Consider the following 23,532-nt stretch of genomic DNA (forward strand, 5'->3'; position numbering starts at 1 on the left):
ACTGTCTATGAAATGGTGTTATTGTTATTATTAGGTACATAATGGGTTTTAACAAGTACACACTTTTTTGTTAGATAGTGAAAAAAAGTATACTTTCAAGGAAATCAATAGGGAATAAAAAGACGACTCAAAATTCATTTTATGAATTTTTAAGTCGTCTTTTTTGGCTGAAGATAGGAAAGGATAACTTGAAAGCCCTTTAATTAATTAAAAGAATTTAGTATTTTGTTTGATTTCTCTGGTAAAGCGGTTTCAATATATTGTTTTCCCCATTCATGCATGGATTCGAGAATAGGCATAAGACTTATTCCGCGTTCCGTAAGTGAATATTCCACTCTCGGAGGAACAACCGGATACACTTCCCGTGAAACGATCAGGTCATCCTCAAGTTCCCTTAATTGGCTTACGAGCATCCGATGAGTAATTCCCGGAATCATAGATTTTAATTCACCAAACCGTTTTGTCCCCTCTTTCCCTATATGCCACATAATCAGCATTTTCCATTTGCCGCTAATGATGGATAATGTTAATTCCTTTTCACAATTAAAGATTTTCTCACATAAATGGCCCATTTTGTCTTCCTCCTTGCTCTCTTCAAGTCAGAATTATCAGAATTAAGTGTATTTTTCTATACTATATAATAAAAAAGTGCGTACTTACAAACAAAATTTTTTGAGATTATACTATTTTCATAAGAAACAATAACAAACTACTGGGAAATTTGTTTATAAGAGGGTTTAAAAAATCTAACAATCAGGAGGGGATAGCATGAATGGTGTAATGATTCCTAAGGAGTTTAAATCAGTCGTCAGTGATTTCAACAGTATGAAGCCATCGAAATTGGATTCGTTGACATTCGTTTTGTTTGGCGCAACCGGTGATTTGGCAAAGAGAAAAATAATTCCTTCGCTGTTTAATTTATTTTTGGATAAAAAAATGCCCGATTCATTAACCATCATTGGATTGGGCAGAAGAGAATGGTCCGATGAAGCATTTCAAAAACATGTTGAAAAATCACTGCAATCATTTTCTGAACGTTCAAATAATGTAGACGCTTACAAGGTAAAGGAATTTTTGCGATTTTTTCATTATCGAGCTTTAGATGTTACGGATCACGAATGTTATAACCAATTACTAAATGTCATTCAAAAATATGAGGAAGAGTTGAGTATTCCTGAAAATCGCCTCTTTTATTTATCCGTTGCCCCGGAGTTTTTTGATGTGATTGCCCTGAACATCAAAAAAAGCGGATTAGGGTCAAGCAAGGGATGGAAGCGTTTGGTGATTGAAAAGCCATTTGGGCATGATTTGAAGTCTGCGCAAGAATTAAATGCAAAATTAAGAGAAGCCTTTGAAGAAGATGAAATCTATCTTATCGATCACTATCTCGGCAAGCCGATGGTTCAGAATATCGAAGCCTTGGCGTTTGCAAACCCAATGCTGCAGGCGTTATGGAGCAATAAACATATTTCCAATATTCAAATTACCGCAAGCGAAACGGTCGGGGTTGAGGAAAGAGCAGGTTATTACGACCAGGCCGGTGCCATTCGTGATATGGTCCAGAATCATCTGCTTCAATTAGTGATGATGACTGGCATGCAGCAGCCCAAAAAAATAAGTGCAGAAGAGATTCGCAAGCAGAAGATTAAAGTATTAGAACACTTGAGACCGTTAAATATGGATGATGTCGGAAAAAACTTGGTCCGCGGCCAATACAGTCTTGGGGAGATTAATGGGGAATCAGTTCCATCCTACACAGCGGAACCTGGAATTAAGCCTTCTTCCATGAATGACACATTTATTGCTGCCCGTCTATGGATTGATGATGCTTTTTGGGGCGGCGTTCCATTCTATATCCGAACAGGAAAAAGAATGAAGGAGAAGTCTACTAGAATAGTCATTGAATTTAAAAATTCATTAACAGATTTATATAAAGAAAAAAATGAGAAAACACCTCCTAATCTGTTAATCATTGAAATCAGTCCAAATGAAAGTGTTTCCCTTCAGTTTAATAGCAAAAATCCGTTAAATAACAGCAAAATTGAGCCTATTAAGGTAACTTTTTCTGCAAATAAAAAGGATATCCCAGAGGCTTATGAACTCTTGTTATTTGACGCTCTAAATGGTGATTCCACGTTCTTCGTACATTGGAAAGAGGTAGAACTGTCTTGGAAATGGGTGCAGCCTATTTTGGATGCTTTTGAGCAAAATGCTTTGCCGCTTCATGGTTATTCAGCCGGAACAATGGGTCCAAGGGCAGCAGATCAACTATTGGAGGAAGATGGATTTAATTGGTGGTAAGCAAAAACAAGTGAAAGACAGGATTGGAGGAATGAGGAAATGAAGGCAAGAGTAGCCATCAATGGGTTTGGAAGAATCGGCAGGCTGGTTTTCCGCAAGGCGATTATGGACGATACACTTGATGTTGTGGCAATCAATGCCAGCTATCCGGCTGAAACCTTGGCCCACTTAATCAAATATGATACGATTCATGGCAAATTTAATGGCGACGTGATTCCTGCCGACAATCACCTGATTGTAAACGGCCGAACCATTCAGTTATTAAATAGCCGGGACCCTAAATACCTTCCTTGGAAGGAATATGAAATAGACATCGTTGTCGAAGCAACCGGGAAGTTTAATTCTAGGGAAAAAGCAGTGCTGCACTTAGAGGCAGGGGCACAGAAAGTGATTTTAACCGCCCCCGGTAAGAACGAGGATATAACGGTCGTGATGGGGGTCAACCAAGATCAGTTGGATGTTGAGCGGCATTTTATTATTTCCAATGCTTCATGTACAACAAATTGTCTTGCACCTGTTGTAAAAGTACTGGATGACCAGTTTGGGATTGAAAATGGTTTGGTGACCACGGTCCATTCTTACACTAATGATCAAAATAATCTTGATAATCCACACAAGGATCTGCGGCGGGCCCGGGCGTGCGGTCAGAGTATTATTCCGACAACGACCGGTGCGGCAAAGTCACTCTCGCTCGTATTGCCGCATTTAAAAGGTAAATTGCATGGCCTTGCACTTCGTGTGCCAACCCCCAATGTTTCACTTATTGATTTAGTTGTTGATTTAAAAACGGATGTAACTGTTGATGACATTAATCTTGCCTTTCTATATGCTGCGAACAGCTATTTAAACGGGATTTTGGAATACACAACCGAACCGCTTGTCTCCATTGATTTTAATACAAATTCTCATTCGGCCATTATCGATGGATTATCAACGATGGTGATTGGTGATAGGAAAATTAAGGTGCTGGCATGGTATGACAATGAATGGGGTTATTCAGTCAGGGTTGTCGAGCTTGTAAAGTTTGTGGCTGAAAAAATGGAAAAAGCAGCAAGGGTAAAGGTAAATTAGCAAATTAAAAAATCCCTGTCAAGGATTGACAGGGATTTCCAATGAGTAAGTCATTTTAAAACTAAGATCAATCTGCCTCAATCAATTTCTTTTTTTCAACCAATACTGTATCCATGTAATTCTTTCCCCATTCATACATCGATTCAAGAATAGGCAATAGGGTCTTCCCTTGTTCGGTCAGTGAGTATTCTACTTTTGGAGGGACTACAGGATAAACCTCACGATGGACAATCTGGTCATCCTCTAATTCGCGCAATTGATTAACAAGCATTCTTTGCGTAATTCCCGGCATCAGAGACTTCAGTTCGTTAAATCGTTTTGTCCCTTCTTTGCCAAGATACCATAAAATCAGCATCTTCCATTTTCCGCCGATAATCTCCAGCGTCAATTCTTTTTCACAGTTAAAGGTCTTACTATCAATATGGCCCATCATGAATCCTCCCAAAATCATTATTAGTATATTAATTGATACTATATGAAGTTAAAGTGCGTACTTACATAAAGATATTATACTATTTATAATCATATTTGTACAGATGATTCAGAATTTACGAGATATTCTGACTGTGGAATTCATATCAACCAAAAGGGGTGATGTTTTGGGTACTAGTAGTGTTGTAAAAGAAGGTGTTCATACCCTCGCAATGGATTTTCTTTCTGTTGCACAACAAGCAGCGATTGCTGCCTATCCTTGGGTCGGGAAAGGCAATAAAAATGATGCCGACCACGCCGGAACAGAAGCGATGCGCAAACGCATGAATCTCATTGAAATGAACGGACGGGTTGTTATCGGTGAAGGGGAAATGGACGAAGCCCCAATGCTTTATATTAACGAAGAGCTGGGAACAGGCCGGGGTCCATTGGTGGATATTGCCGTTGATCCAGTGGAAGGAACAACCTTTTTGGCAAAGGGGCAGGAAAACTCTATCACTGTTCTTGCTGTATCAACGAGAGGCAGTCTATTGCATGCTCCGGATATGTACATGAAAAAACTGGCTGTAGGTCCCAAGGCAAAAGGTCATATTAACATTCAGGCATCTTTAACAGAAAATATGATATCAGTCGCAAAGGCTTTAGGAAAGGATTTATCAGAATTAACCGTCATGATTCAAGATAGGCCGCGTCATGACCACTTAATTAAACAGGTTTTTGATGTCGGTGCCAGAGTGAAGCTATTCCCTGATGGCGACGTCACTGCCGCAATTGCTACAGCAATTGATGAATTAGGCATTGATATTTTAGTAGGGACAGGGGGGGCTCCGGAGGGAGTCATTGCTGCCACAGCTTTGAAATGCTTGGGAGGCGATTTCCAAGGTCAGCTTGCCCCGCAAAATCAGGAAGAATTTAATCGCTGTATTAAGATGGGAATACAAGATCCGGAACATGTCTTTACGTTAGACGAAATTGTCCAATCAGATGATTGCTTTTTTGCCGCAACCGGCATTACAGATGGGATGCTGATGCGGGGTGTAAAGAAAAAAGAAAATGGTTTAATGCTTACCCATTCGTTCATAACCGGCAAAGGGGTAAGTGAAAGATATCAGTTGATCGAAGCCTACCACTCGTTATGGACATAAGTTTTAATTGCCAGTTAAAAAACTAATTAAAAAAAGGAGAGGAAATAATATGCCATTAGTCTCAATGAAAGAAATGCTGATTCATGCAAAAGAAAACCATTACGCAGTTGGACAGTTTAACGTAAATAACCTTGAGTTTACGCAGGCCATTTTACAAGCGGCCCAAGAGGAGAATTCACCGGTCATTCTTGGCGTATCCGAAGGCGCTGCCAAATATATGGGCGGATTTAAGCTGATTGTAACCATAGTGAAAGAATTAATGGAAACATATAAGGTGACAGTACCTGTTGCAATTCATCTTGATCATGGTCCAAGTCTTGAGATGTGTGTCCAAGCAATCCATGCCGGATTTACCTCTGTTATGTTTGATGGCTCGCACTATCCGCTCGAGAAGAATATTAAATTAACGAAACGTGTAGTGGAAGTAGCACATGCTGTTGGCGTATCGGTTGAGGCAGAGCTTGGCCGAATTGGCGGACAGGAGGACGATTTAAGCGTTGAGGATGCCGAAGCGATGTATGCTATCCCTGCTGAATGTGAACAATTGGTCCGCGAAACTGGCGTAGACTGCTTTGCACCGGCTTTAGGTTCCGTCCATGGCCCGTATAAAGGAGAGCCAAGACTCGGTTTTGATCGGATGAAAGAAGTGAAAGAATTAACGGGTGTTCCGCTTGTTCTTCATGGCGGTACAGGAATTCCAACAAAGGACATCCAAAGAGCGATTTCGCTTGGAACTGCCAAAATTAATGTCAATACAGAAAGCCAAATTTCAGCTACAAAAGCTGTTCGTGAAGTATTAAGTGCGAAGCCAAAAGAATACGACCCGCGCAAATTCTTGGGACCTGCCCGTGAAGCAATTAAAGATACAGTGAAAGGCAAAATGCGTGAATTCGGTTCTTCAGGAAAAGCTCAACAAGCGGAAGCCAGCTTGGTGACAAACTAAGGGGCCGATAGAAGGAGAAAGGGGAAGCATGATGATTGATCAAAAGGTAGATTTGGATCTGCTATCCATTAACACGATTAGAACGCTAAGCATTGATGCAATTGAAAAAGCCGGAACAGGCCATCCCGGTATGCCGATGGGTGCAGCGCCGATGACTTACACCCTTTGGACGAAATTTATGAATTATAATCCAAAAAATCCAGGCTGGTTTAACCGTGATCGCTTTGTTTTATCCGCCGGCCATGGATCGATGCTGTTATACAGCTTATTGCATTTAACCGGCTATGACTTGTCGCTGGAAGATTTGAAAAATTTCCGTCAATGGGGAAGCAAAACACCAGGTCACCCTGAATTTGGCCATACAGCCGGCGTGGATGCCACAACGGGACCGCTTGGGCAGGGAATTGCAATGGCCGTTGGGATGGCGATGGCAGAAAGACATTTGGCATCCGTGTATAATCGCGATGAATTCAATGTGATTGACCACTGCACCTATAGTATTTGTGGTGATGGGGATTTGATGGAAGGTGTATCAGCCGAAGCGGCTTCACTTGCCGGTCATTTGAAACTTGGCCGTTTAATTGTGTTATATGATTCAAATGATATTTCCCTTGACGGCGATCTCCACATGTCATTTAGTGAAAGCGTTCAGGAGCGTTTCGAAGCATATGGCTGGCAAGTATTGCAGGTCGAAGATGGGAAGGATGTTGAGAAAATAGCGGGAGCGTTAGCTGCTGCCAAGGCTAATCAAGAACAACCAACCTTAATTGAAGTGAAAACAACCATTGGTTACGGTTCTCCTAATAAAGGCGGCAAGTCTGCTTCACATGGCGCCCCGCTTGGGAAAGCAGAAATAAAACTTGTAAAAGAGCAATATAATTGGGAATACGAAGAGGATTTTTATATCCCGGAAGATGTAAAACTTTACTTTAAGGAGCTGGAAGAGGCATCCCAGAAGAAGGAACAGGCTTGGAATGACTTGTTTGCCGAGTATGAGGAGGCCTTCCCATCTCTTGCAAACGAATTAAGATCTGCCATTAGCGGGCAGCTTCCTGAAGGCTGGGATAAGGATGTTCCGCAATATCAAGTAGGCAAAGATACGCTTGCAACTCGTTCTTCAGGCGGAGAGGTGTTAAACGCTCTTGCGAAAAGAGTTCCGCAATTATTTGGCGGCTCAGCCGATTTGTCATCTTCCAATAAGACCTTGTTGAAAGGTGAAGGAAACTTTAGTGCAGCAGATTATAGCGGAAGAAACATTTGGTTTGGAGTACGCGAGTTTGGAATGGGTGCTGCTGTAAATGGTGTGGCACTGCATGGCGGCGTAAAGGTATTCGGAGCAACCTTCTTCGTTTTTTCTGACTACCTGCGCCCGGCAATCCGTCTTTCTGCGCTAATGAAAGTGCCGGTCATCTATGTATTCACACATGACAGCATTGCCGTCGGGGAGGACGGTCCAACGCACGAACCGATTGAACAATTGGCATCCTTACGGGCAATGCCTGGACTTTCAACGATCCGCCCGGCAGACGGAAACGAAACAGCCGCAGCATGGAAGCTTGCAATAGAAAGTACACAAGAACCGACAGCGCTCATCCTTTCCCGTCAAGATTTGCCAACAATCATTGATGCTGAAACAGCCTATGAAGGTGTTAAAAAGGGAGCCTATGTTGTTTCCAAATCGAAAAATATGGATGGACTTTTACTCGCATCCGGTTCAGAGGTAACGCTTGCCATTGAGGCGCAAAAGGCACTTGAAAAAGAGGGAATTCGTGTTTCTGTGGTAAGCATGCCAAGCTGGGATCGCTTTGAAAAGCAATCGCAGGAATATAAAGAAAGTGTGCTCCCAAAAAATATTCCCGTGCGGCTTGCAATTGAAATGGGTGCTTCCTTGGGCTGGCATAAATACGTTGGTGATTGCGGAAGCGTCATTGCTGCAGACCAATTCGGCGCTTCAGCACCTTCCGAGAGAATAATGGAGGAATATGGATTTACCGTTAAGAATATTGTTTCCCAGTTTAAAGCGCTTCTATAAGGTTCTATGAACAATTTGGATAAGGGCAGACTTCAAGCTTTTGAATCTGCCCTTTTTATGGAGGGTTTTGCATGAAAAAGATAGCGGTATTAACGAGCGGCGGGGATGCACCAGGAATGAACACAGCGATTCGTGCTGTTGTTCGCAGAGGGATACACAAGGGATTAGATGTATTTGGGGTGGTAAATGGTTACAAGGGCTTGATTGAGGGCGATTTCACTCCAATGAGCTTAGGAAGTGTAGGGGATATTATTCATCGGGGAGGCACCATCTTAAAAACATCCAGGTGTGAGGAATTCAAGGACACAATCGTACAGCAGCAGGCTATTCAAATATTAAGAGAAAACGAGATTGAGGGATTAATTGTCATCGGCGGGGATGGTTCTTTCAGGGGTGCAAGAAAATTAACAGAGTTAGGCTTCCCGACGGTCGGTATTCCGGGCTCGATTGACAATGATATTGCAGGGACAGACTATTCGATTGGATTCGATACGGCCGTAAATACAGCTGTTCAAGCAATCGATAAAATTCGCGATACAGCATTTTCCCATGAACGTACTTATGTCATTGAGGTGATGGGCCGAGGTGCCGGGGATATTGCCTTATGGGCAGGTGTGTGCGGCGGGGCGGAGTCCATCATTATCCCAGAAGCCGACTATGATTTGGAAGATGTGATTGATCGGATCAAGCAGGGGCACCAGCGCGGAAAGAGACACAGTATTATTGTAGTGGCAGAAGGTGTTGGCAAAGGGCTGCAAATGGGAAAAGAGATTCAAGAAAAAACAGGATTTGAAACAAAGGTTACCATACTTGGGCATATTCAAAGAGGGGGTTCTCCAAGCGCCTATGATCGAATGATGAGCAGCCAAATGGGAGCACTAGCCGTTGATTTGCTCATGGAGGGGAAGAAAGGTGTCATGGTTGGTGTGAAAAGTGGGCAGCTAACCTTTACTACCTTTGTGGAAGTGGAAAAAGGCCGGCACACAATCGATCTTTCCATTTACGAGTTAGCTAGAAGCCTTTCTATTTAAGGAAAATATCCATCTTCAAAATTATGAATAGGAGAGTGGCCACAATGGAAAAAAAATATTGCATTCATTGCAGAGCGCTTTATTCAAAAGTATCGATCTGCAGTATATGCGGAAAAAGTGAATTTCAGGAAATAAAAATTTTAATCCACCACCAAGAACAATCGAATCAAAAAAAAATCCTGGCTGAAAACTCTATATCTTGTAACCTAGCATAATCCCCCTCTCATTATGCAGGGGGATTACGCTAACCACTACAATTATACTTCTACCTTTTTTTCTTGATCACTAACATTTTGGATTGTTTCGATAAATTTCTGCATCGTATTTGTCAAGAATGAATCTGCCCGGCGAATAAAAACCGTTGTGATTTTGGAGTATTTTTCGGGAATATGATAGATTCGAACGACCCCATCTGCCTCCAAGAGACTAACCGTAGATTTTGGGATAATCGTAATACCTAAACCGGCTATTACACTGCCCAAAATCGTCTCCCATGTGCCAAATTCCATGATTTTTGCATTGATTCTTCCTTCATCGCGGACCCAGCCCTCCAATTTTGAACGGTAGCTGCACCCTTGTTTGAAAACAAGGAGCGGCTTGTTTTTTAATTCCTCAAAAGGAATCTCTTCCTTGTTGGAGATTAAAACCAATTCCTCTTCAAAGACTTCATATTGAGCAATTTGTGGATGATTAAAATTTCCTGTTACAAACGCTCCGTCCAGTTTATAGCTGAGAATATCCTCGACAAGATCCTCTGTTACACCGCTTACAAGAGACAAGTCAATATTGGGATATTTCTTGTGATAGGCAGAAAGAATCAGTGGAAGTTTGTATAATGTCTCAACAGTGCCTATTTCAAGGGTACCAACGGGGTTATCCGAGTCTTGAACCACTTTTAACATCTCATCGACCATGGAAATAATTTTTTGAGCATAAAACAATAGTTTTTTTCCTTCCGAATTTATAACCATCCCGCGGCTTGAGCGGTGAAATAACTCGGTTTGAAGTTCTTCCTCCAGCTGCCTGACCCTTACGGTTACATAGGATTGAACATAATTTAGGCTTTTGGCGGCCTTTGAAATGCTACCGAACTCAGCTACCTTTTGAAAAATCCGCAAATCCTTAATTTCCATGGCTATTCCCCCGTATCAATCTGTTATTCCTAACCACATTGCTAATAGAGATAATATTTCTAATAGAGATAGATAGTATCTCTTTTAATCATTTTACATGATGGCAGAAAGGTCGTAAGATATTATTAAAGAATTAAGAAAATTTAAATTATTAAAAAGGAGAGCAGAAACGATGAGCAAAAAAGACTTTGATGTAATTGTTGTTGGCGCAGGATCGATGGGAATGGCGGCAGGTTATTACCTGGCCAAACAAGGTGTAAAAACATTATTGGTAGATGCATTTGATCCGCCTCATACAAATGGCAGCCATCACGGTGACACACGGATTATCCGCCATGCTTATGGTGAAGGACGTGAGTATGTACCGTTTGCATTAAGAGCCCAGGAGTTATGGTATGAACTTGAGAGAGAAACACATCATAAGATTTTTACCAAAACCGGTGTTTTAGTATTTGGCCCTAAAGGTGAATCTGACTTCGTTGCTGAAACGATAGAAGCCGCAAATATTCATGGATTGGATGTTGATCTACTAGAAGGCGATGAAATTCATCAGCGCTGGCCGGGTGTAACCGTCCCTGAAAATTTTAACGCTATTTACGAAAAGAACTCCGGTGTCTTGTTTAGTGAAAATTGCATCCGCGCTTACCGGGAACTAGCCGAAGCGCATGGTGCCAAAGTGTTAACGCATACACGGGTTGAGGATTTTGAGATTTCCGAGGACTCTGTCAAAATCCAAACAGAATTTGGTTCCTTTACAGGCAGTAAGTTAATCTTGAGCATGGGAGCTTGGAACAGCAAGCTTCTATCAAAGTTAAATATTGATATTCCATTACAGCCATACCGCCAAGTTGTAGGATTCTTCGAATGCGAAGAGTCCCAGTATAGCAATACCCATGGATTCCCGGCGTTCATGGTTGAAGTACCGACAGGCATCTATTACGGGTTCCCAAGCTTCAGCGGCTGCGGTTTGAAAATAGGATACCATACTTTTGGTCAAAAAATCGACCCAGATACAATTAATCGTGAATTTGGGATCTATACTGAGGATGAAGGAAATATTCGCAGATTCCTAGAAGAATACATGCCTGGTGCTACTGGAAGCCTTAAAAGAGGGGCAGTTTGCATGTACACCAAAACACCTGATGAGCATTTTGTGATTGATTTGCATCCACAGTATTCCAATGTCGCAATCGCAGCGGGATTCTCCGGCCATGGATTTAAATTCTCAAGTGTCGTTGGAGAAACGCTGAGCCAATTAGTGACAACCGGCAAAACGGAACATGATATTTCTCTCTTCTCTATCAATCGCCCTGCATTAAAACAGAAAGCAAAGATCTAATAGATTATTAAATTGCCAATATACTAGAACGATTAAAAAAATAATAAATTTAGAGGTGCAAAAATGAGCGAAAAAACATTAACACAAAGCCAATTATCTTATTTAGATGCAAAACCGGGCATTCAATTAATTAAAGCAGGAACCTATAAATTAAATGAATTAAGCGTATTGCGGGGAACACCTGAGTTAAAGGGGCAAATCCTTGATGTGCCGGTTACAGATAAAAAACAAGTATTAACAATGGGTTACTATGCACTCCAGCCTTCGGTTGATTATTCTGCAGAATTTACTTTTATTGAAATCAAAGTTGTTACCAAAGGCAAAATGGTTGTCCGCGATGTAGAAGGAAATAAATATGTGGCAGAAGTCGGGGACGTATTAGTTTTCTCCCCTAATACAACTGTTATTTTCGATGGTGAAAGTGATGGCGAAGTGGTTTACTTCAAAAATGTAGAAGCAAATCCTTCTTATTTGTGATAACCAAACTAATCTAAAAAAAGAATTGACAATTATAAACAGAATGATTATTCTGAAAATAATAAAATTGAATAGAGCGAATGATTGTTGTGGGAGAGTGTAATATCTACATCTACCACCGAAGGAGCAAGTTCCAAAAAAACCCTTGGAACCAATCTCTCAGGTAAAAGAACCATAACAGGACGCACCTCTGGAGAGCGTATTTGAAAATGCCACCAAAGGAGAAAGCTCCATAAATATTGGAGTTTAACTCTCAGGTAAAAGGACAGAGAAGGGATGATTTTACACCCCTTTTCTGTCCTTTTTTGTTTTTTAAAAAACAATGATGGAAAAATGGAGGAAGATCAATGAGCTTACAGCATAACGATTCAACAATTTTTGAAGCAATCGAAAGTGAAAAAAATCGCCAGCTCCATACGTTGGAGTTAATTGCATCAGAAAACTTTGTCAGCCCGGACGTTTTGGAAGCAATGGGAAGTGTGATGACGAACAAGTATGCCGAAGGGTATCCCGGAAAACGTTATTATGGCGGCTGTGAATTTGTAGATGTCGCAGAACAGGCAGCGATTGAAAGGCTGACTAAATTATTTGGCGCCAAATTTGCCAATGTCCAGCCTCACTCCGGTGCACAGGCCAATACAGCTGTTTTTTTCGCCCTGCTTAAACCAGGAGATAAGATTATGGGGATGAATTTATCGCATGGCGGCCATTTAACACACGGGAGTCCAGTGGCAATGTCAGGGAAATGGTTTGATGTCGTTTCTTATGGGGTAAGAGAAGACAATCACTTGATTGATTACGATGAATTGGAGGAGGTTGCCAATAAAGAACAACCAAAACTAATTATTGCCGGCACTAGCGCCTATCCAAGAATCATTGATTTTGCAAGGTTTAGAAAAATAGCCGATCAGGTTGGTGCAAAACTGATGGTTGATATGGCGCATATTGCTGGACTTGTTGCCGCCGGTCTCCATCCTTCTCCGGTGCCGTATGCGGATGTTGTGACCAGCACCACACATAAAACATTGCGCGGTCCGCGAGGCGGCGTCATTTTAACAAACGATGAAGAAATCTTAAAACAAATTAATAAAGCGGTTTTTCCGGGAATTCAGGGCGGTCCGCTCATGCATATCATTGCCGCTAAGGCAGTTGCTTTCAAGGAAGCATTGCAGCCAAGCTTTAAAGAATATGCCAAACAGATTATTGATAATTCTGCTGCGCTTGGAGAGGCATTAAAGCAGGAAGGTGCAGCTCTTGTATCCGGCGGGACTGATAATCATATTGTTCTCCTAGATGTGCGTCCGTGGGATTTAACCGGAAAAGAAGCAGAGAAATTGCTTGAAGAAGTCGGAATTACAGTTAACAAAAACACCATTCCATACGACCCGCAAAGCCCGTTTGTGACAAGTGGAATCCGTATGGGGACTGCAGCATTAACCACACGTGGGATGAAACAAGAAGAAATGGTGCAAATCGCAAAAGTGATCGCAGCCGTTCTTAAGAGCAAAGGGGATTTCGCCGTAATCGAACAGGGAAGAAAGACAACAAAAGCAATTTGCGGGGGATTTCCATTATTTCAACAGCCAATCACTGTTTAAGAAAGGGGTAGCTTAATGGAGTATCAAAGCTGTTTTGACATCATCGGCCCGATTATGGTAGGGCCATCCAGTTCTCATACAGCAGGTGTTGTATCAATCGGGAAATTTGTTTATGAGATGCTTGGAGGATCCCCAAAAAAGGCGGATATAACTTTCTATGATTCGTTCTCTGAAACATACCAGGGACACGGAACAGATAAAGCGCTTCTCGGCGGCCTGCTGGGGATGAATACAGATGATACCAGAATTAGATACGCGGTCGAATTAACCAATCGATACGGGCTTCACTACGAATTTAAATTTGAGAATCGCTGCCCGTATTATGATCATCCAAACACAACGGTTGTCAGGGCCAGACGGGCAGACCTTATTGTTAAAGTAGGCGGTGTATCTTTAGGCGGAGGTTTATCAAAAATCTTTATGATTGATGATGAAAAAGTTGATATTCGATTAAGCACAGATGATGATTTTTCGAAAATTGCCGCAAAATATCGTTCCAATACTTTTTATGAAGCGATGTTGGAGGGTGTATGATGGATTTTCGATCAATGAACGAGCTCATCGAACTTTGTACCCGAGAACGGAAAACTGTTGGCGAAATGATGCTGATGGTGGAAATGGAAAAATCGGGGAGAGACAAAGAGACGATTATCGATATGATGGCAGAGCGGTTAATTAAAATGAAGCATGCAGTTGAGAGCGGCGTAGAAGATGGGTCCCCAGCACCAAGCGGTATCTCTGGCGGTGATGCCGTTAAGATGAGCGAATACGTAAATAACGGGAAGGGTTTATCTGGTCCGTATATTAACGATGCGATGACTTTCTCAATGGCCACGTCGGAAACCAATGCACGGATGGGCGTGATTGTGGCAACGCCAACGGCAGGGGCCGCCGGTATTTTACCCGGGGTATTATTTTCTCTTCGCAAGAATGACGGTACCTCCTATCGGGATTTAGTCATGGGTTTGTTTACCGCAAGTGCACTCGGATATGTGATTGCCAACCGTTCCTTTATCTCTGGAGCGGCCGGAGGATGCCAAGCGGAGGTCGGTTCGGCCACAGCAATGGCGGCCGGGGCGATTGCTGAATTAAAGGGCGGGACACCAGAGCAGGTGGTGAACGCCACGGCGCTCGCGATGAAATCCCTTTTAGGATTAGTATGTGACCCGGTTGCTGGTCTCGTCGAAGTTCCATGTATCAAGCGGAACGTAATCGGTACCTCGATTGCCTTTTCAGCAGCTGACCTGTCGCTTGCCGGGATTGAAAGCCGAATTCCATGTGATGAAGTCATTGAGGCAATGTACAAAATAGGCAAGGAAATGCCGCGCACGCTTCGGGAAACAGCGCTCGGCGGCCTGGCCATGACGGACACAGGAATGAAATTGAAAGATCGGTTACTTTGCAGAAACACATAAGACGGAGGGGCTCAGATGAGTACAGATACAGTATTAAAACGGACACCGCTTTTTGAAACATATAAAAAGTACGGCGCAAAAGTGATAGATTTTGGAGGATGGGAACTGCCGGTTCAATTTTCCAGCATTTTAGAAGAACATGAGGCAGTCCGTAATGAAGCAGGTCTGTTCGATGTTTCGCATATGGGTGAGGTACTTGTAGAAGGAAAAGATGCTGAGAGCTATATTAATTACCTCGTAACAAACGATGTAACCAAGCTTCAGATCAACCAGGCACAGTATACGGCAATGTGTTACCCGGACGGCGGAACAGTCGATGATTTACTAGTTTACAAGTTAGCGAGTGAAAAATATCTTCTGGTGATTAATGCGGCAAATATTGAAAAAGATTACGAGTGGATGAAACAGCAGGCAAAAGGGAATGTCACCTTAACAAATATTTCTGCTGACACTGCACAGCTGGCTATTCAAGGTCCAAAAGCCGAAAGAATTTTACAAAAGGTAACCGATACAAATTTAGCGGAAATTGGCTTTTTCCAGTTTGCCGATCATGTCACGGTTTCCGGGATCTCTGGTGTACTAGTCTCCCGCACCGGCTATACGGGAGAGGACGGATTTGAGCTTTATTTAGCGGCAGACAAAGTGGAAGCGCTTTGGGAGAGGCTGTTAGATGCAGGAAAAGAAGATGGCTTAAAGCCTTGCGGACTTGGGGCCCGGGATACACTTCGCTTTGAAGCCCGCTTGGCACTGTATGGTCAAGAGCTTTCCAGCGACATCGGACCTCTGGAAGCAGGCATCGGGTTTGCCGTAAAAACAAACAAAGAATCAGCATTTTTAGGTAAGGAAGTACTTGCTAAGCAAAAAGAAGAAGGATTAAAACGAAAAATAGTCGGAATCGAAGTGACTGGAAGAGGGATCCCGCGGCATGGCTATAAAGTATTTTCTGAAGGCGGAGAGGAAATTGGCTTCATTACATCGGGAACCCATTCCCCGACATTGAAGAAAAGTTTAGGCCTTGCCCTTTTAAGCGCAGAATTTGCAGCAGTTGGAACTAAGGTTAAGGTTGAAATTCGCAATAAGCAAATTGAGGCAGTTGTTGTGAAAACACCTTTTTATAAAAAGAGTTAGGTTCATTTTTTCCGAGATTGATTGGTTTTACAGGATTGACTAAATTTATGAATACTAGGGTGGAAGGAAGGATTCATATGACAAACGCGACAGCAAACCTTTTATATAGCAAGGAGCATGAGTGGGTATTATCATTGGGTGAAAATCGGGTACGAATCGGAATCACTGATTATGCGCAGCACCAGTTGGGGGATATCGTTTTCGTTGAGAATCCAGCAGAAGGCGATGAATTAACGGCTAACGAAACAATCGGGACAATTGAGTCGGTTAAAGCAGTTTCTGATATTTACTCACCTGTATCTGGTACCGTTGTAAGTGTCAATGAGGAACTGGAAAGCGCTCCTGAGACAATCAATGAACAACCATATGATGCCGGCTGGTTGGTAGAGGTAGAATTGTGCAATCCAGAAGAATTAGAAGCACTCTTAAATGAAGCTGAGTATCAGGCATTTATTAATGAAGGAGAGGAATAAGATGACATCGACTTATCGATACCTTCCTGATACAAAACAAGATCAAGAGGAAATGCTTGCCTTGTTAAATATTTCTTCGACAGAAGCCTTATTTGAGGATTTACCAGCGGAGATTCGTCTGGATGGTGAGTTAAATATACCGGAAGCGGTTCCTGAACCGCTCCTTCTGAAAAAAATGCAGCAGCTTGCCGGGCAAAATATTAATGCCAATCAATTCCCGACGTTTCTTGGTGCGGGAACATATGACCATTACATTCCAAGTGTTGTGAATCACATGATTTCCCGCTCAGAATTTTATACAGCCTATACACCTTACCAACCGGAAATCAGCCAGGGTGAACTGCAGGCGATATTTGAATTTCAAACTATGGTTTGTGAACTGACAGGCATGGATGTTGCCAATTCTTCGATGTACGATGGCTTTACCTCATTGGCAGAAGCGGCATCTCTTGCAGTTGCTCATACGAAGCGTTCTAAAGTAATTGTGTCACAGGCGGTTCATCCTGAATCACGTGCCGTCTTGAAAACGGTAGCTGATGGTCAGACATATATAATGGAAGAAACTCGTCTTGCTGGTGATGTAACAGACTTAAAGCAGCTCGAGGAACAAGTAGACCAAAACACCGCCGCTGTCATTGTCCAATACCCAAATTTCCTTGGTTCGATTGAAGACTTGGCGGAATTGAAGAAAATCGCAGCAGCAAAAGGGGTCCTGTTTATTGTCAGTGCCAACCCGCTTGCACTCGCACTCTTGGAGGCACCGGGAATTCTCGGGGCGGATATTGTGGTCGGTGATATGCAGCCATTAGGAATCCCGATGTCCTTTGGCGGTCCGCATTGTGGTTATTTTGCTGTTGATAAAAAGTTGATGCGTAAAATCCCAGGCCGAATTGTTGGTCAAACGGCTGATGATCAAGGGAAACGCGGCTTTGTATTGACCTTGCAAGCACGGGAGCAGCATATTCGCCGTGACAAAGCATCCTCCAATATTTGTTCTAATCAGGCATTGAATGCCCTTTCTTCCGCCATTTGTATGTCAGCTCTTGGAAAACAAGGGATTCGTGACATGGCCCAGCTGAACATTGAGAAAGCTGCTTATATGGCAAAACGGTTAAAAGAAAATGGCTTTATTATTGAAAATCAGGCACCATTCTTTAATGAATTTATCGTTGAGCTGCCGCTTCCAGTCAAGGAAGTAAATGCGAAACTTCTTGAAGCGGGCATCATTGGCGGGTTTGATTTGGGAATTGATTATGGATTCGAAAACCAAATGCTGATTGCGGTAACAGAGCAGCGGTCGAAAGAGGAGATTGACCAATTTATCAATGTACTGGAGGCAGTTGTAAATGGTTGAATATAATGACTTAATCTTTGAAATCAGTCGTCCGGGCCGTATGGGTTCCAGCCTCCCGGCAAGCGATGTTGATAAAATTAATTTACAAGACTTGCTTTCTAAGCATTTGATCCGTCAAGAGGCAGCGGAGCTTCCGGAAGTATCAGAGCTTCAGCTTGTACGTCATTATACAGCGCTTTCGAATAAAAATCATGGGGTCGATAATGGGTTTTATCCGCTTGGTTCTTGTACGATGAAATACAATCCGAAAATTAACGAAGATGTAGCAAGGTTTGAAGGCTTTAGCCGCATTCATCCTTATCAGCCGGTTGAAACCGTTCAAGGCGCCCTCAAGCTTTTATATGAATTACAAGAAGATTTGGCGGTAATTACCGGAATGGATGCCGTTACCCTGCAGCCTTCTGCCGGTGCTCAAGGTGAATGGACCGGTTTGATGATGGTAAAAGCCTATCATGAGCAAAAGGGTGAGAAGAGAAAAAAGGTGCTTGTTCCCGACTCGGCCCACGGAACGAACCCTGCCAGTGCAACAGTTGCCGGTTTTAAAACAGTAACCATTCCATCAAATAAAGATGGGTTAGTTGACCTGGAAGAATTAAAGAAACATGTCGATAGTGACACAGCCGCCTTAATGCTGACAAACCCGAATACCCTTGGCCTATTTGAAAAAGAAATCCTGGAAATTGCCAAGGTTGTCCATGAAGCCGGCGGATTATTGTATTACGATGGTGCCAATGCGAATGCTATATTAGGGAAAACGACTCCGGGGAAAATGGGCTTTGACATTGTCCATTTAAATCTTCATAAAACCTTTACAACCCCTCATGGAGGCGGAGGTCCTGGCGCGGGTCCAGTCGGTGTAAAGAAGAAGCTGATTCCGTTCCTGCCTGTACCGCGTGTTGACAAAGACGGTGACAGCTATGTGCTGGACACGAATCATCCATTTTCAATCGGCAGGGTAAAAGGCTATTATGGGAATTTTGGCATTCTTGTTCGCGCGTATACCTATATTCGGACAATGGGGCCTGAAGGATTGCGGCAGGTATCCGAAAGTGCTGTGCTTCATGCAAATTATCTTCGCAATAAACTTGAGCCGTATTTTGAAGCACCGTATTCGCAAGTTTGTAAGCACGAATTTGTTTTATCGGGATCCAAACAGAAAAAGCTTGGTGTCAGGACTCTTGATATGGCTAAACGCCTGCTTGATTTCGGCTATCATCCGCCGACCATCTACTTCCCGTTGAATGTAGAAGAATGCTTGATGATTGAACCGACAGAAACAGAGTCAAAAGAAACCTTGGATGCTTTTGCTGACGTGATGGTTAAAATTGCTAAAGAGGTTGAAGAAAATCCTGGTATTGTGTTGGAGGCCCCGCATACAACCGTCATTGGGCGTTTGGATGAAGTACAAGCGGCAAGGCAGACAATCCTGCGGTATATGAAGGAAGCAAGCAAAGAAACCGTAAAATCTTAAAGGTGAAAAAATAAACCACCACGTATGAAAAGAGGTCGGATTGGCTTTATTCATACGTGGTGGTTTTAAACAAATAGTAAAAACTGAATCTCGATTCGTTCATAGGAGTAGATGAAATGTCTGTCGAACATGTTCGCAAACCAGATTGGCTTAAAATTAAATTAAATACGAATGAACAATATACCGGTTTAAAAAAAATGATGCGCGAAAAAAAACTTCATACGGTCTGTGAAGAGGCGAAATGTCCGAACATTCATGAGTGCTGGGCTATCCGGAGAACCGCAACATTTATGATATTAGGAAGTGTCTGCACCAGGGCTTGCCGTTTCTGTGCTGTGCAAACGGGGCTTCCGACAGAGCTGGATTGGGAAGAGCCGGAACGTGTAGCTGAATCGGTCGAGCAAATGGGCTTAAAGCATGTTGTCATCACCGCGGTTGCCCGTGACGATTTAAAAGATGGAGGAGCGCAGGTTTTTGCTGAAGCCGTACGTGCAGTAAGAAGAAGGAACCCATTTTGCAGTGTGGAAGTTCTTCCGTCCGATATGAACGGAGTTTATGACAATTTAAAAATATTAATGGATGCAAGACCCGATATTTTAAACCATAATATCGAAACAGTAAAACGCTTGACCCCAAAAGTGCGTGCCCGTGCCACCTATGAACGATCGCTGGAGTTTTTAAGAAGGGCAAAGGAAATAAACGCAAACATTCCAACGAAATCCAGCATTATGATTGGTCTTGGCGAAACAAAAGAAGAAATTATCGAAGCGATGGATGATCTTCGTGCCAACAATGTAGACATCATCACAATTGGTCAATATTTGCAGCCGACAAAACAACATTTAAAAGTCCAAAAGTATTGGAGTCCGCTAGAGTTTAACGAATTAAAGGAAATCGCCCTGCAAAAAGGATTCAGTCATTGTGAGGCAGGTCCTCTTGTCCGCTCTTCTTATCATGCAGATGAGCAGGTCAATGCGATAAAAGTGAATGTGTAAGTAGCCGTGTAAGGCTATAAAGGGGGAGAGAGAGAATTGGTAATCAGCTTAACAGAAGCAGCAGTGAACAAGCTAAAAAAAATGAAGACGAACGAAGATCAGCTTCCGCGGATTGATGCTGATATTGCCGGCGGATGCGGAATTTCAGTGAAATTTAATCTTATTTTTGATGGAATGCGACGGAATGACACGGTTATTGAATATGAAGGAATTCAAATTCGAATTGACCATTTTACAAAACGCTATTTAGATGAAATAACTCAAATTGATTATACAGAGGAATATGGTTTTCAGGTTGGCGAAAGTTTTAGCTCAAGTGCATGTGCAATTGAGTTTTAAATAGATATAAAAGGAGATATATAAGATGTCAAATCAATATGATGTTGTCATTATCGGCGGGGGAACAGGCGGGTATGTGTCAGCCATTCGGGCGTCTCAATTAGGTTTAAAAACAGCAGTAGTGGAAAAAGGGAAGCTCGGCGGAACATGTCTTCATGCAGGCTGTATTCCAAGCAAGGCATTGTTGAGAAGTGCGGAAGTATTTGCAAATGCAAAACACGGAGAAAAATTCGGGGTGATTGCTCCTGAAGTCAGCCTGGATTTTCGAAAAGTTCAGGCTCGGAAGGAAGAAATCACGGAACGCTTGTTTAAGGGTGTACAGCATTTGCTGAAAAAGGGAAAAATCGATGTTTATGAAGGTAAAGGCAGGGTTTTAGGGGCAGGTAATGTTTCGGTGAGACTGAACAATGAGGATGAGGATATCCTCTTAAACTGTCAAAATATTTTAATTGCAACAGGTTCCCGCCCAAGGACACTTCCCGGTTTGGAGGCGGACGGGAAGTATGTCATGACATCGGACGAAGCACTGCAAATGGAAGAACTGCCTCGTTCCATTCTGATTGTTGGCGGCGGTGTTATTGGTATCGAATGGGCTTCTATGTTAATTGACTTTGGTATAGAAGTAACAGTCATCGAATATGCCGATCGCATTTTGCCGACAGAGGATCAAGAAATTTCGAAGGAAGCACAGCGTCTTATGAAGAAAAAAGGCGTAAAAATTGTCACTGGGGCAAAGGTGCTGCCAGAAACATTGGAAAAAGGGGAAGGTGTATCGATTAAAGCGGAACATAAAGGGAAGGAAGTTCCTTATTCCGCCGATAAACTGCTCGTTTCAGTCGGAAGACTGGCCAATGTAGAAGGCTTTGGTCTAGAAAATACTACTGTTGCCGTGGAAAGAGGAATCATTCAAACGAACGAATTTTATCAAACAAATGAACCGGACATTTATGCCATTGGTGATGTGATTGGCGGCTTGCAGCTTGCCCATGTTGCCTCCCATGAGGGCATCATCGCCGTTGAACATATGGCAGGCGAAAAAACAGCACCACTCGACTATACGCTAGTTTCAAAATGCATCTATTCAAGCCCGGAGGTAGCAAGTGTCGGCCTGACAGAAGATGAGGCAAAAGAGAAAGGATATCAGGTAAAAACTGGTAAATTCCCATTTCGGGCAATCGGTAAAGCACTTGTATTTGGGGAAGCAGATGGCTTTGTTAAGCTGGTTGTTGATCAAGAGTCCAATAAGCTGTTAGGAGCTCATATGATTGGACCGCATGTAACCGATATGATTACAGAACTGGGGCTAGCTCAAGTATTAAATGCTACCTCGATGGAGATTGCCCATACCATCCATCCTCATCCGACTTTAGCAGAAGCTATTGGTGAAGCAGCACTGGCAGTTGAGGGTAAGGAAATACATGCCTAATTATTAAAAGGGTAACCCAGTATTGGGTTACCCTTCTTACATAGGAATTCATTCATGGCTTTCCTTTAATTCATGATGCTTCTTTTCGAATGCCAGCTTGCCTTTTATTTTTTTATTTAATTGTGTGGATAATACAAAGGCTGCTAGAAGGAGCCCGCTGCAAAGATATAGCGCGGAGGGAATTCCACCAAGATAGTCGATGAACCAGCCGCCAAGGCCGGGGCCAATAAATTGTCCGACAGCAAAATAAACAGTGACATAGCCTAAGGCAACAGGGGCATAAGACTGATGAACCTGCTCTGTTGAAAGGGCTTGGATTAGTGAGAGCATTCCGACGTAAGTAATCCCCCACAGGAATTGACAGATGACAAACCCAAGGTAAACCGGAAATATGATCGGGATGATCATGGAGACGGCGCCTAGAAAAAGGGTAATAAGCATGGACGTTTTCCTGCCAATTTTGTCCGAAATCGTTCCCCACAACGGTCCGCTAAAGATAGACATAATGCTGCCCAAAGACATGATATGGCCAGCAGAATATTGATTAATATGTGAGTCTAATAAAAAACTAAAAAGGAAACTTTGTGGAATTAAATAAGCAAATCCTATCAACCCATAAATGACTGCAACCAGGACAACCTTTTTATTTAGGTACACATCATGAACAAAAGAATGTCCCTTTTGATCAGTTTTATGTAACACTGTCGGAGGGTCTCGAAGGATTCGATAGGAAACAAAGGAGGAAAGAAGAGTAACGAAACTGAATAAAAGCCATAGATATCGCCAGCCATTGGTGGAAAACCAATCAGTAAAGACTGGTATTAGTAAGCTTGAAATCAGTGACCCTAATCCTAAACCGCTAATAATAAAGCCAATCATCATTCCTCTTTGCTGTGGATACCATCCCACCACGATATTTACCAGCGGGGTATAGGTGAAAGCAGCCCCGATCCCTAACAGCACCATTCCAACTAAACAGCTAAGAAAAGTTTGCGTCCAGGTTAAATAGACTAAACCACAGGTGACAAGCAAGGTCCCGATGATGATTAACTTCCTCGATCCCCATTTCGCCGCAAATATGCCTACAAAGAGAACTAGGCTCAAATAGCCGACAGCAGTAACTGTGCCCAATAATCCGGCCTGCTGGTAAGTAAGTGATAAACTATTTTTCATAAAGGGCATTAGAATCCCATAAGACATCCTGCCAAAGCCAATTACACATAAAGATACCAATGTGGATGTCAAGGCATACTTCCAAATTTGCTGGTTTTTCTTCATTTATTTCTAATGCTCCTTTCTGCATAGATTAATAGCAGCCTTTTTTGCTGAACAATAGAATCTATGTGTCTGCTTCGAAAAAGTTTCCTGCTTTATAAGCGAATAAAACTGGGGGCGATGAACCCCCAGTTCTAGCAAACTTTTGTTTTAT

General features: G+C 42.6%; 22 protein-coding genes and 2 riboswitches. Of the genes, 18 read left to right on the forward strand and 4 right to left on the reverse strand.

Annotation, left to right across the window (positions count from 1 at the left end; translation table 11 throughout):
* Window positions 1-203: 203 nt before the first annotated feature.
* Entirely contained in the window at window positions 204-572 is a 369-nt protein-coding gene (locus tag QNN06_RS02610) for a winged helix-turn-helix transcriptional regulator (protein WP_284036909.1), read from the reverse strand.
* 268 nt (window positions 573-840) lie between these two features.
* Here QNN06_RS02610 and zwf point away from each other — a divergent pair, with 268 nt between their 5' ends.
* Both zwf and QNN06_RS02620 read left to right on the forward strand, forming a co-directional pair.
* Window positions 841-2,301 (forward strand): glucose-6-phosphate dehydrogenase, encoded by a 1,461-nt coding sequence (gene zwf, locus QNN06_RS02615; protein WP_213120919.1) that lies wholly within the window; start codon window positions 841-843, stop codon window positions 2,299-2,301.
* Window positions 2,302-2,340: 39 nt separating this feature from the next.
* Entirely contained in the window at window positions 2,341-3,372 is a 1,032-nt protein-coding gene (locus QNN06_RS02620) for a glyceraldehyde-3-phosphate dehydrogenase (RefSeq protein ID WP_213120721.1), read from the forward strand.
* Window positions 3,373-3,439: 67 nt separating this feature from the next.
* Here QNN06_RS02620 and hxlR read toward each other — a convergent pair whose 3' ends face one another.
* Window positions 3,440-3,802: a transcriptional activator HxlR gene (gene hxlR, locus QNN06_RS02625; RefSeq protein WP_213120720.1), complete on the reverse strand. Its 363-nt coding sequence runs from the start codon at window positions 3,800-3,802 to the stop codon at window positions 3,440-3,442.
* Between the two features lie 214 nt (window positions 3,803-4,016).
* On the opposite strand from hxlR, the gene glpX reads away from it, so the two are divergent.
* The 4 genes from glpX to pfkA all read left to right on the forward strand — a co-directional run bounded on the left by glpX (window position 4,017) and on the right by pfkA (window position 8,955).
* On the forward strand, window positions 4,017-4,949 hold the full coding sequence (glpX, locus tag QNN06_RS02630; RefSeq protein WP_372447646.1) for a class II fructose-bisphosphatase: 933 nt from the start codon (window positions 4,017-4,019) through the stop codon (window positions 4,947-4,949).
* Window positions 4,950-4,998: 49 nt separating this feature from the next.
* Window positions 4,999-5,892 carry a class II fructose-1,6-bisphosphate aldolase gene (gene fba / locus QNN06_RS02635; RefSeq protein WP_213120718.1) on the forward strand — a complete coding sequence of 298 codons (894 nt, stop codon included), beginning with the start codon at window positions 4,999-5,001 and terminating at the stop codon, window positions 5,890-5,892.
* A gap of 31 nt (window positions 5,893-5,923) precedes the next feature.
* Window positions 5,924-7,924 carry a transketolase gene (gene tkt, locus QNN06_RS02640; protein WP_213120717.1) on the forward strand — a complete coding sequence of 667 codons (2,001 nt, stop codon included), beginning with the start codon at window positions 5,924-5,926 and terminating at the stop codon, window positions 7,922-7,924.
* A gap of 71 nt (window positions 7,925-7,995) precedes the next feature.
* Complete coding sequence (pfkA, locus tag QNN06_RS02645) at window positions 7,996-8,955, forward strand: 6-phosphofructokinase (RefSeq protein ID WP_213120716.1); 960 nt, start codon at window positions 7,996-7,998, stop codon at window positions 8,953-8,955.
* A 257-nt stretch (window positions 8,956-9,212) separates the two neighbouring features.
* On the opposite strand, the gene QNN06_RS02650 is transcribed toward pfkA, so the two are convergent.
* Window positions 9,213-10,088: a LysR family transcriptional regulator gene (locus QNN06_RS02650; protein ID WP_213120715.1), complete on the reverse strand. Its 876-nt coding sequence runs from the start codon at window positions 10,086-10,088 to the stop codon at window positions 9,213-9,215.
* A gap of 172 nt (window positions 10,089-10,260) precedes the next feature.
* Here QNN06_RS02650 and solA point away from each other — a divergent pair, with 172 nt between their 5' ends.
* The 12 genes from solA (at window position 10,261) to lpdA (ending at window position 22,103) form a co-directional block, all read left to right on the forward strand.
* On the forward strand, window positions 10,261-11,427 hold the full coding sequence (solA, locus tag QNN06_RS02655; RefSeq protein ID WP_213120714.1) for an N-methyl-L-tryptophan oxidase: 1,167 nt from the start codon (window positions 10,261-10,263) through the stop codon (window positions 11,425-11,427).
* Window positions 11,428-11,490: 63 nt separating this feature from the next.
* Window positions 11,491-11,904, forward strand: a complete 414-nt coding sequence (locus QNN06_RS02660; RefSeq protein ID WP_213120713.1) for a hypothetical protein — start codon at window positions 11,491-11,493, stop codon at window positions 11,902-11,904.
* 80 nt (window positions 11,905-11,984) lie between these two features.
* Window positions 11,985-12,089: riboswitch (glycine riboswitch) on the forward strand.
* 3 nt (window positions 12,090-12,092) lie between these two features.
* Window positions 12,093-12,175, forward strand: a riboswitch (glycine riboswitch).
* A 76-nt stretch (window positions 12,176-12,251) separates the two neighbouring features.
* On the forward strand, window positions 12,252-13,502 hold the full coding sequence (glyA, locus tag QNN06_RS02665; protein WP_213120712.1) for a serine hydroxymethyltransferase: 1,251 nt from the start codon (window positions 12,252-12,254) through the stop codon (window positions 13,500-13,502).
* A gap of 15 nt (window positions 13,503-13,517) precedes the next feature.
* Window positions 13,518-14,036, forward strand: a complete 519-nt coding sequence (locus QNN06_RS02670) for a serine dehydratase beta chain (protein ID WP_213120711.1) — start codon at window positions 13,518-13,520, stop codon at window positions 14,034-14,036.
* Window positions 14,036-14,917 carry an L-serine ammonia-lyase, iron-sulfur-dependent, subunit alpha gene (sdaAA, locus tag QNN06_RS02675; protein ID WP_284036910.1) on the forward strand — a complete coding sequence of 294 codons (882 nt, stop codon included), beginning with the start codon at window positions 14,036-14,038 and terminating at the stop codon, window positions 14,915-14,917. The genes QNN06_RS02670 and sdaAA overlap by 1 nt, the downstream gene beginning before the upstream one ends.
* 15 nt (window positions 14,918-14,932) lie before the next feature.
* Window positions 14,933-16,045: a glycine cleavage system aminomethyltransferase GcvT gene (gcvT, locus tag QNN06_RS02680; RefSeq protein WP_284036911.1), complete on the forward strand. Its 1,113-nt coding sequence runs from the start codon at window positions 14,933-14,935 to the stop codon at window positions 16,043-16,045.
* 77 nt (window positions 16,046-16,122) lie between these two features.
* A complete protein-coding gene (gene gcvH, locus QNN06_RS02685; RefSeq protein WP_284036912.1) occupies window positions 16,123-16,518 on the forward strand; it encodes a glycine cleavage system protein GcvH in 396 nt (131 codons plus the stop codon).
* Between the two features lies 1 nt (window position 16,519).
* Window positions 16,520-17,872, forward strand: a complete 1,353-nt coding sequence (gcvPA, locus tag QNN06_RS02690; RefSeq protein WP_284036913.1) for an aminomethyl-transferring glycine dehydrogenase subunit GcvPA — start codon at window positions 16,520-16,522, stop codon at window positions 17,870-17,872.
* Entirely contained in the window at window positions 17,865-19,343 is a 1,479-nt protein-coding gene (gcvPB, locus tag QNN06_RS02695) for an aminomethyl-transferring glycine dehydrogenase subunit GcvPB (RefSeq protein ID WP_284036914.1), read from the forward strand. Before gcvPA ends, gcvPB begins: the two co-directional genes overlap by 8 nt.
* Window positions 19,344-19,459: 116 nt before the next feature.
* A complete protein-coding gene (lipA, locus tag QNN06_RS02700; RefSeq protein ID WP_213120705.1) occupies window positions 19,460-20,338 on the forward strand; it encodes a lipoyl synthase in 879 nt (292 codons plus the stop codon).
* Window positions 20,339-20,374: 36 nt separating this feature from the next.
* On the forward strand, window positions 20,375-20,677 hold the full coding sequence (locus QNN06_RS02705; RefSeq protein ID WP_213120704.1) for an iron-sulfur cluster biosynthesis family protein: 303 nt from the start codon (window positions 20,375-20,377) through the stop codon (window positions 20,675-20,677).
* Between the two features lie 25 nt (window positions 20,678-20,702).
* On the forward strand, window positions 20,703-22,103 hold the full coding sequence (gene lpdA / locus QNN06_RS02710) for a dihydrolipoyl dehydrogenase (protein WP_284036915.1): 1,401 nt from the start codon (window positions 20,703-20,705) through the stop codon (window positions 22,101-22,103).
* A 48-nt stretch (window positions 22,104-22,151) separates the two neighbouring features.
* On the opposite strand, the gene QNN06_RS02715 is transcribed toward lpdA, so the two are convergent.
* On the reverse strand, window positions 22,152-23,381 hold the full coding sequence (locus QNN06_RS02715) for a YbfB/YjiJ family MFS transporter (RefSeq protein WP_284036916.1): 1,230 nt from the start codon (window positions 23,379-23,381) through the stop codon (window positions 22,152-22,154).
* Between the last annotated feature and the right edge of the window lie 151 nt (window positions 23,382-23,532).

It is taken from the genome of Neobacillus sp. 114, assembly GCF_030127045.1.
Taxonomy (GTDB): domain Bacteria; phylum Bacillota; class Bacilli; order Bacillales; family Cytobacillaceae; genus Neobacillus; species Neobacillus rhizophilus.

Excerpts from the sequence above, each read along its gene's own strand:
- QNN06_RS02620 (WP_213120721.1), top strand. The coding sequence starts at position 2,341 with ATGAAGGCAAGAGTAGCCATCAATGGGTTTGGAAGAATCGGCAGGCTG.
- QNN06_RS02715 (WP_284036916.1), bottom strand. The coding sequence starts at position 23,381 with ATGAAGAAAAACCAGCAAATTTGGAAGTATGCCTTGACATCCACATTG.
- QNN06_RS02650 (WP_213120715.1), bottom strand. The coding sequence starts at position 10,088 with ATGGAAATTAAGGATTTGCGGATTTTTCAAAAGGTAGCTGAGTTCGGT.
- glyA (WP_213120712.1), top strand. The coding sequence starts at position 12,252 with ATGAGCTTACAGCATAACGATTCAACAATTTTTGAAGCAATCGAAAGT.
- lpdA (WP_284036915.1), top strand. The coding sequence starts at position 20,703 with ATGTCAAATCAATATGATGTTGTCATTATCGGCGGGGGAACAGGCGGG.
- QNN06_RS02660 (WP_213120713.1), top strand. The coding sequence starts at position 11,491 with ATGAGCGAAAAAACATTAACACAAAGCCAATTATCTTATTTAGATGCA.
- lipA (WP_213120705.1), top strand. The coding sequence starts at position 19,460 with ATGTCTGTCGAACATGTTCGCAAACCAGATTGGCTTAAAATTAAATTA.
- gcvPB (WP_284036914.1), top strand. The coding sequence starts at position 17,865 with ATGGTTGAATATAATGACTTAATCTTTGAAATCAGTCGTCCGGGCCGT.
- solA (WP_213120714.1), top strand. The coding sequence starts at position 10,261 with ATGAGCAAAAAAGACTTTGATGTAATTGTTGTTGGCGCAGGATCGATG.
- gcvT (WP_284036911.1), top strand. The coding sequence starts at position 14,933 with ATGAGTACAGATACAGTATTAAAACGGACACCGCTTTTTGAAACATAT.
- glpX (WP_372447646.1), top strand. The coding sequence starts at position 4,017 with ATGGATTTTCTTTCTGTTGCACAACAAGCAGCGATTGCTGCCTATCCT.
- tkt (WP_213120717.1), top strand. The coding sequence starts at position 5,924 with ATGATTGATCAAAAGGTAGATTTGGATCTGCTATCCATTAACACGATT.
- sdaAA (WP_284036910.1), top strand. The coding sequence starts at position 14,036 with ATGGATTTTCGATCAATGAACGAGCTCATCGAACTTTGTACCCGAGAA.
- gcvH (WP_284036912.1), top strand. The coding sequence starts at position 16,123 with ATGACAAACGCGACAGCAAACCTTTTATATAGCAAGGAGCATGAGTGG.
- fba (WP_213120718.1), top strand. The coding sequence starts at position 4,999 with ATGCCATTAGTCTCAATGAAAGAAATGCTGATTCATGCAAAAGAAAAC.
- gcvPA (WP_284036913.1), top strand. The coding sequence starts at position 16,520 with ATGACATCGACTTATCGATACCTTCCTGATACAAAACAAGATCAAGAG.
- QNN06_RS02610 (WP_284036909.1), bottom strand. The coding sequence starts at position 572 with ATGGGCCATTTATGTGAGAAAATCTTTAATTGTGAAAAGGAATTAACA.
- pfkA (WP_213120716.1), top strand. The coding sequence starts at position 7,996 with ATGAAAAAGATAGCGGTATTAACGAGCGGCGGGGATGCACCAGGAATG.
- QNN06_RS02670 (WP_213120711.1), top strand. The coding sequence starts at position 13,518 with ATGGAGTATCAAAGCTGTTTTGACATCATCGGCCCGATTATGGTAGGG.
- hxlR (WP_213120720.1), bottom strand. The coding sequence starts at position 3,802 with ATGGGCCATATTGATAGTAAGACCTTTAACTGTGAAAAAGAATTGACG.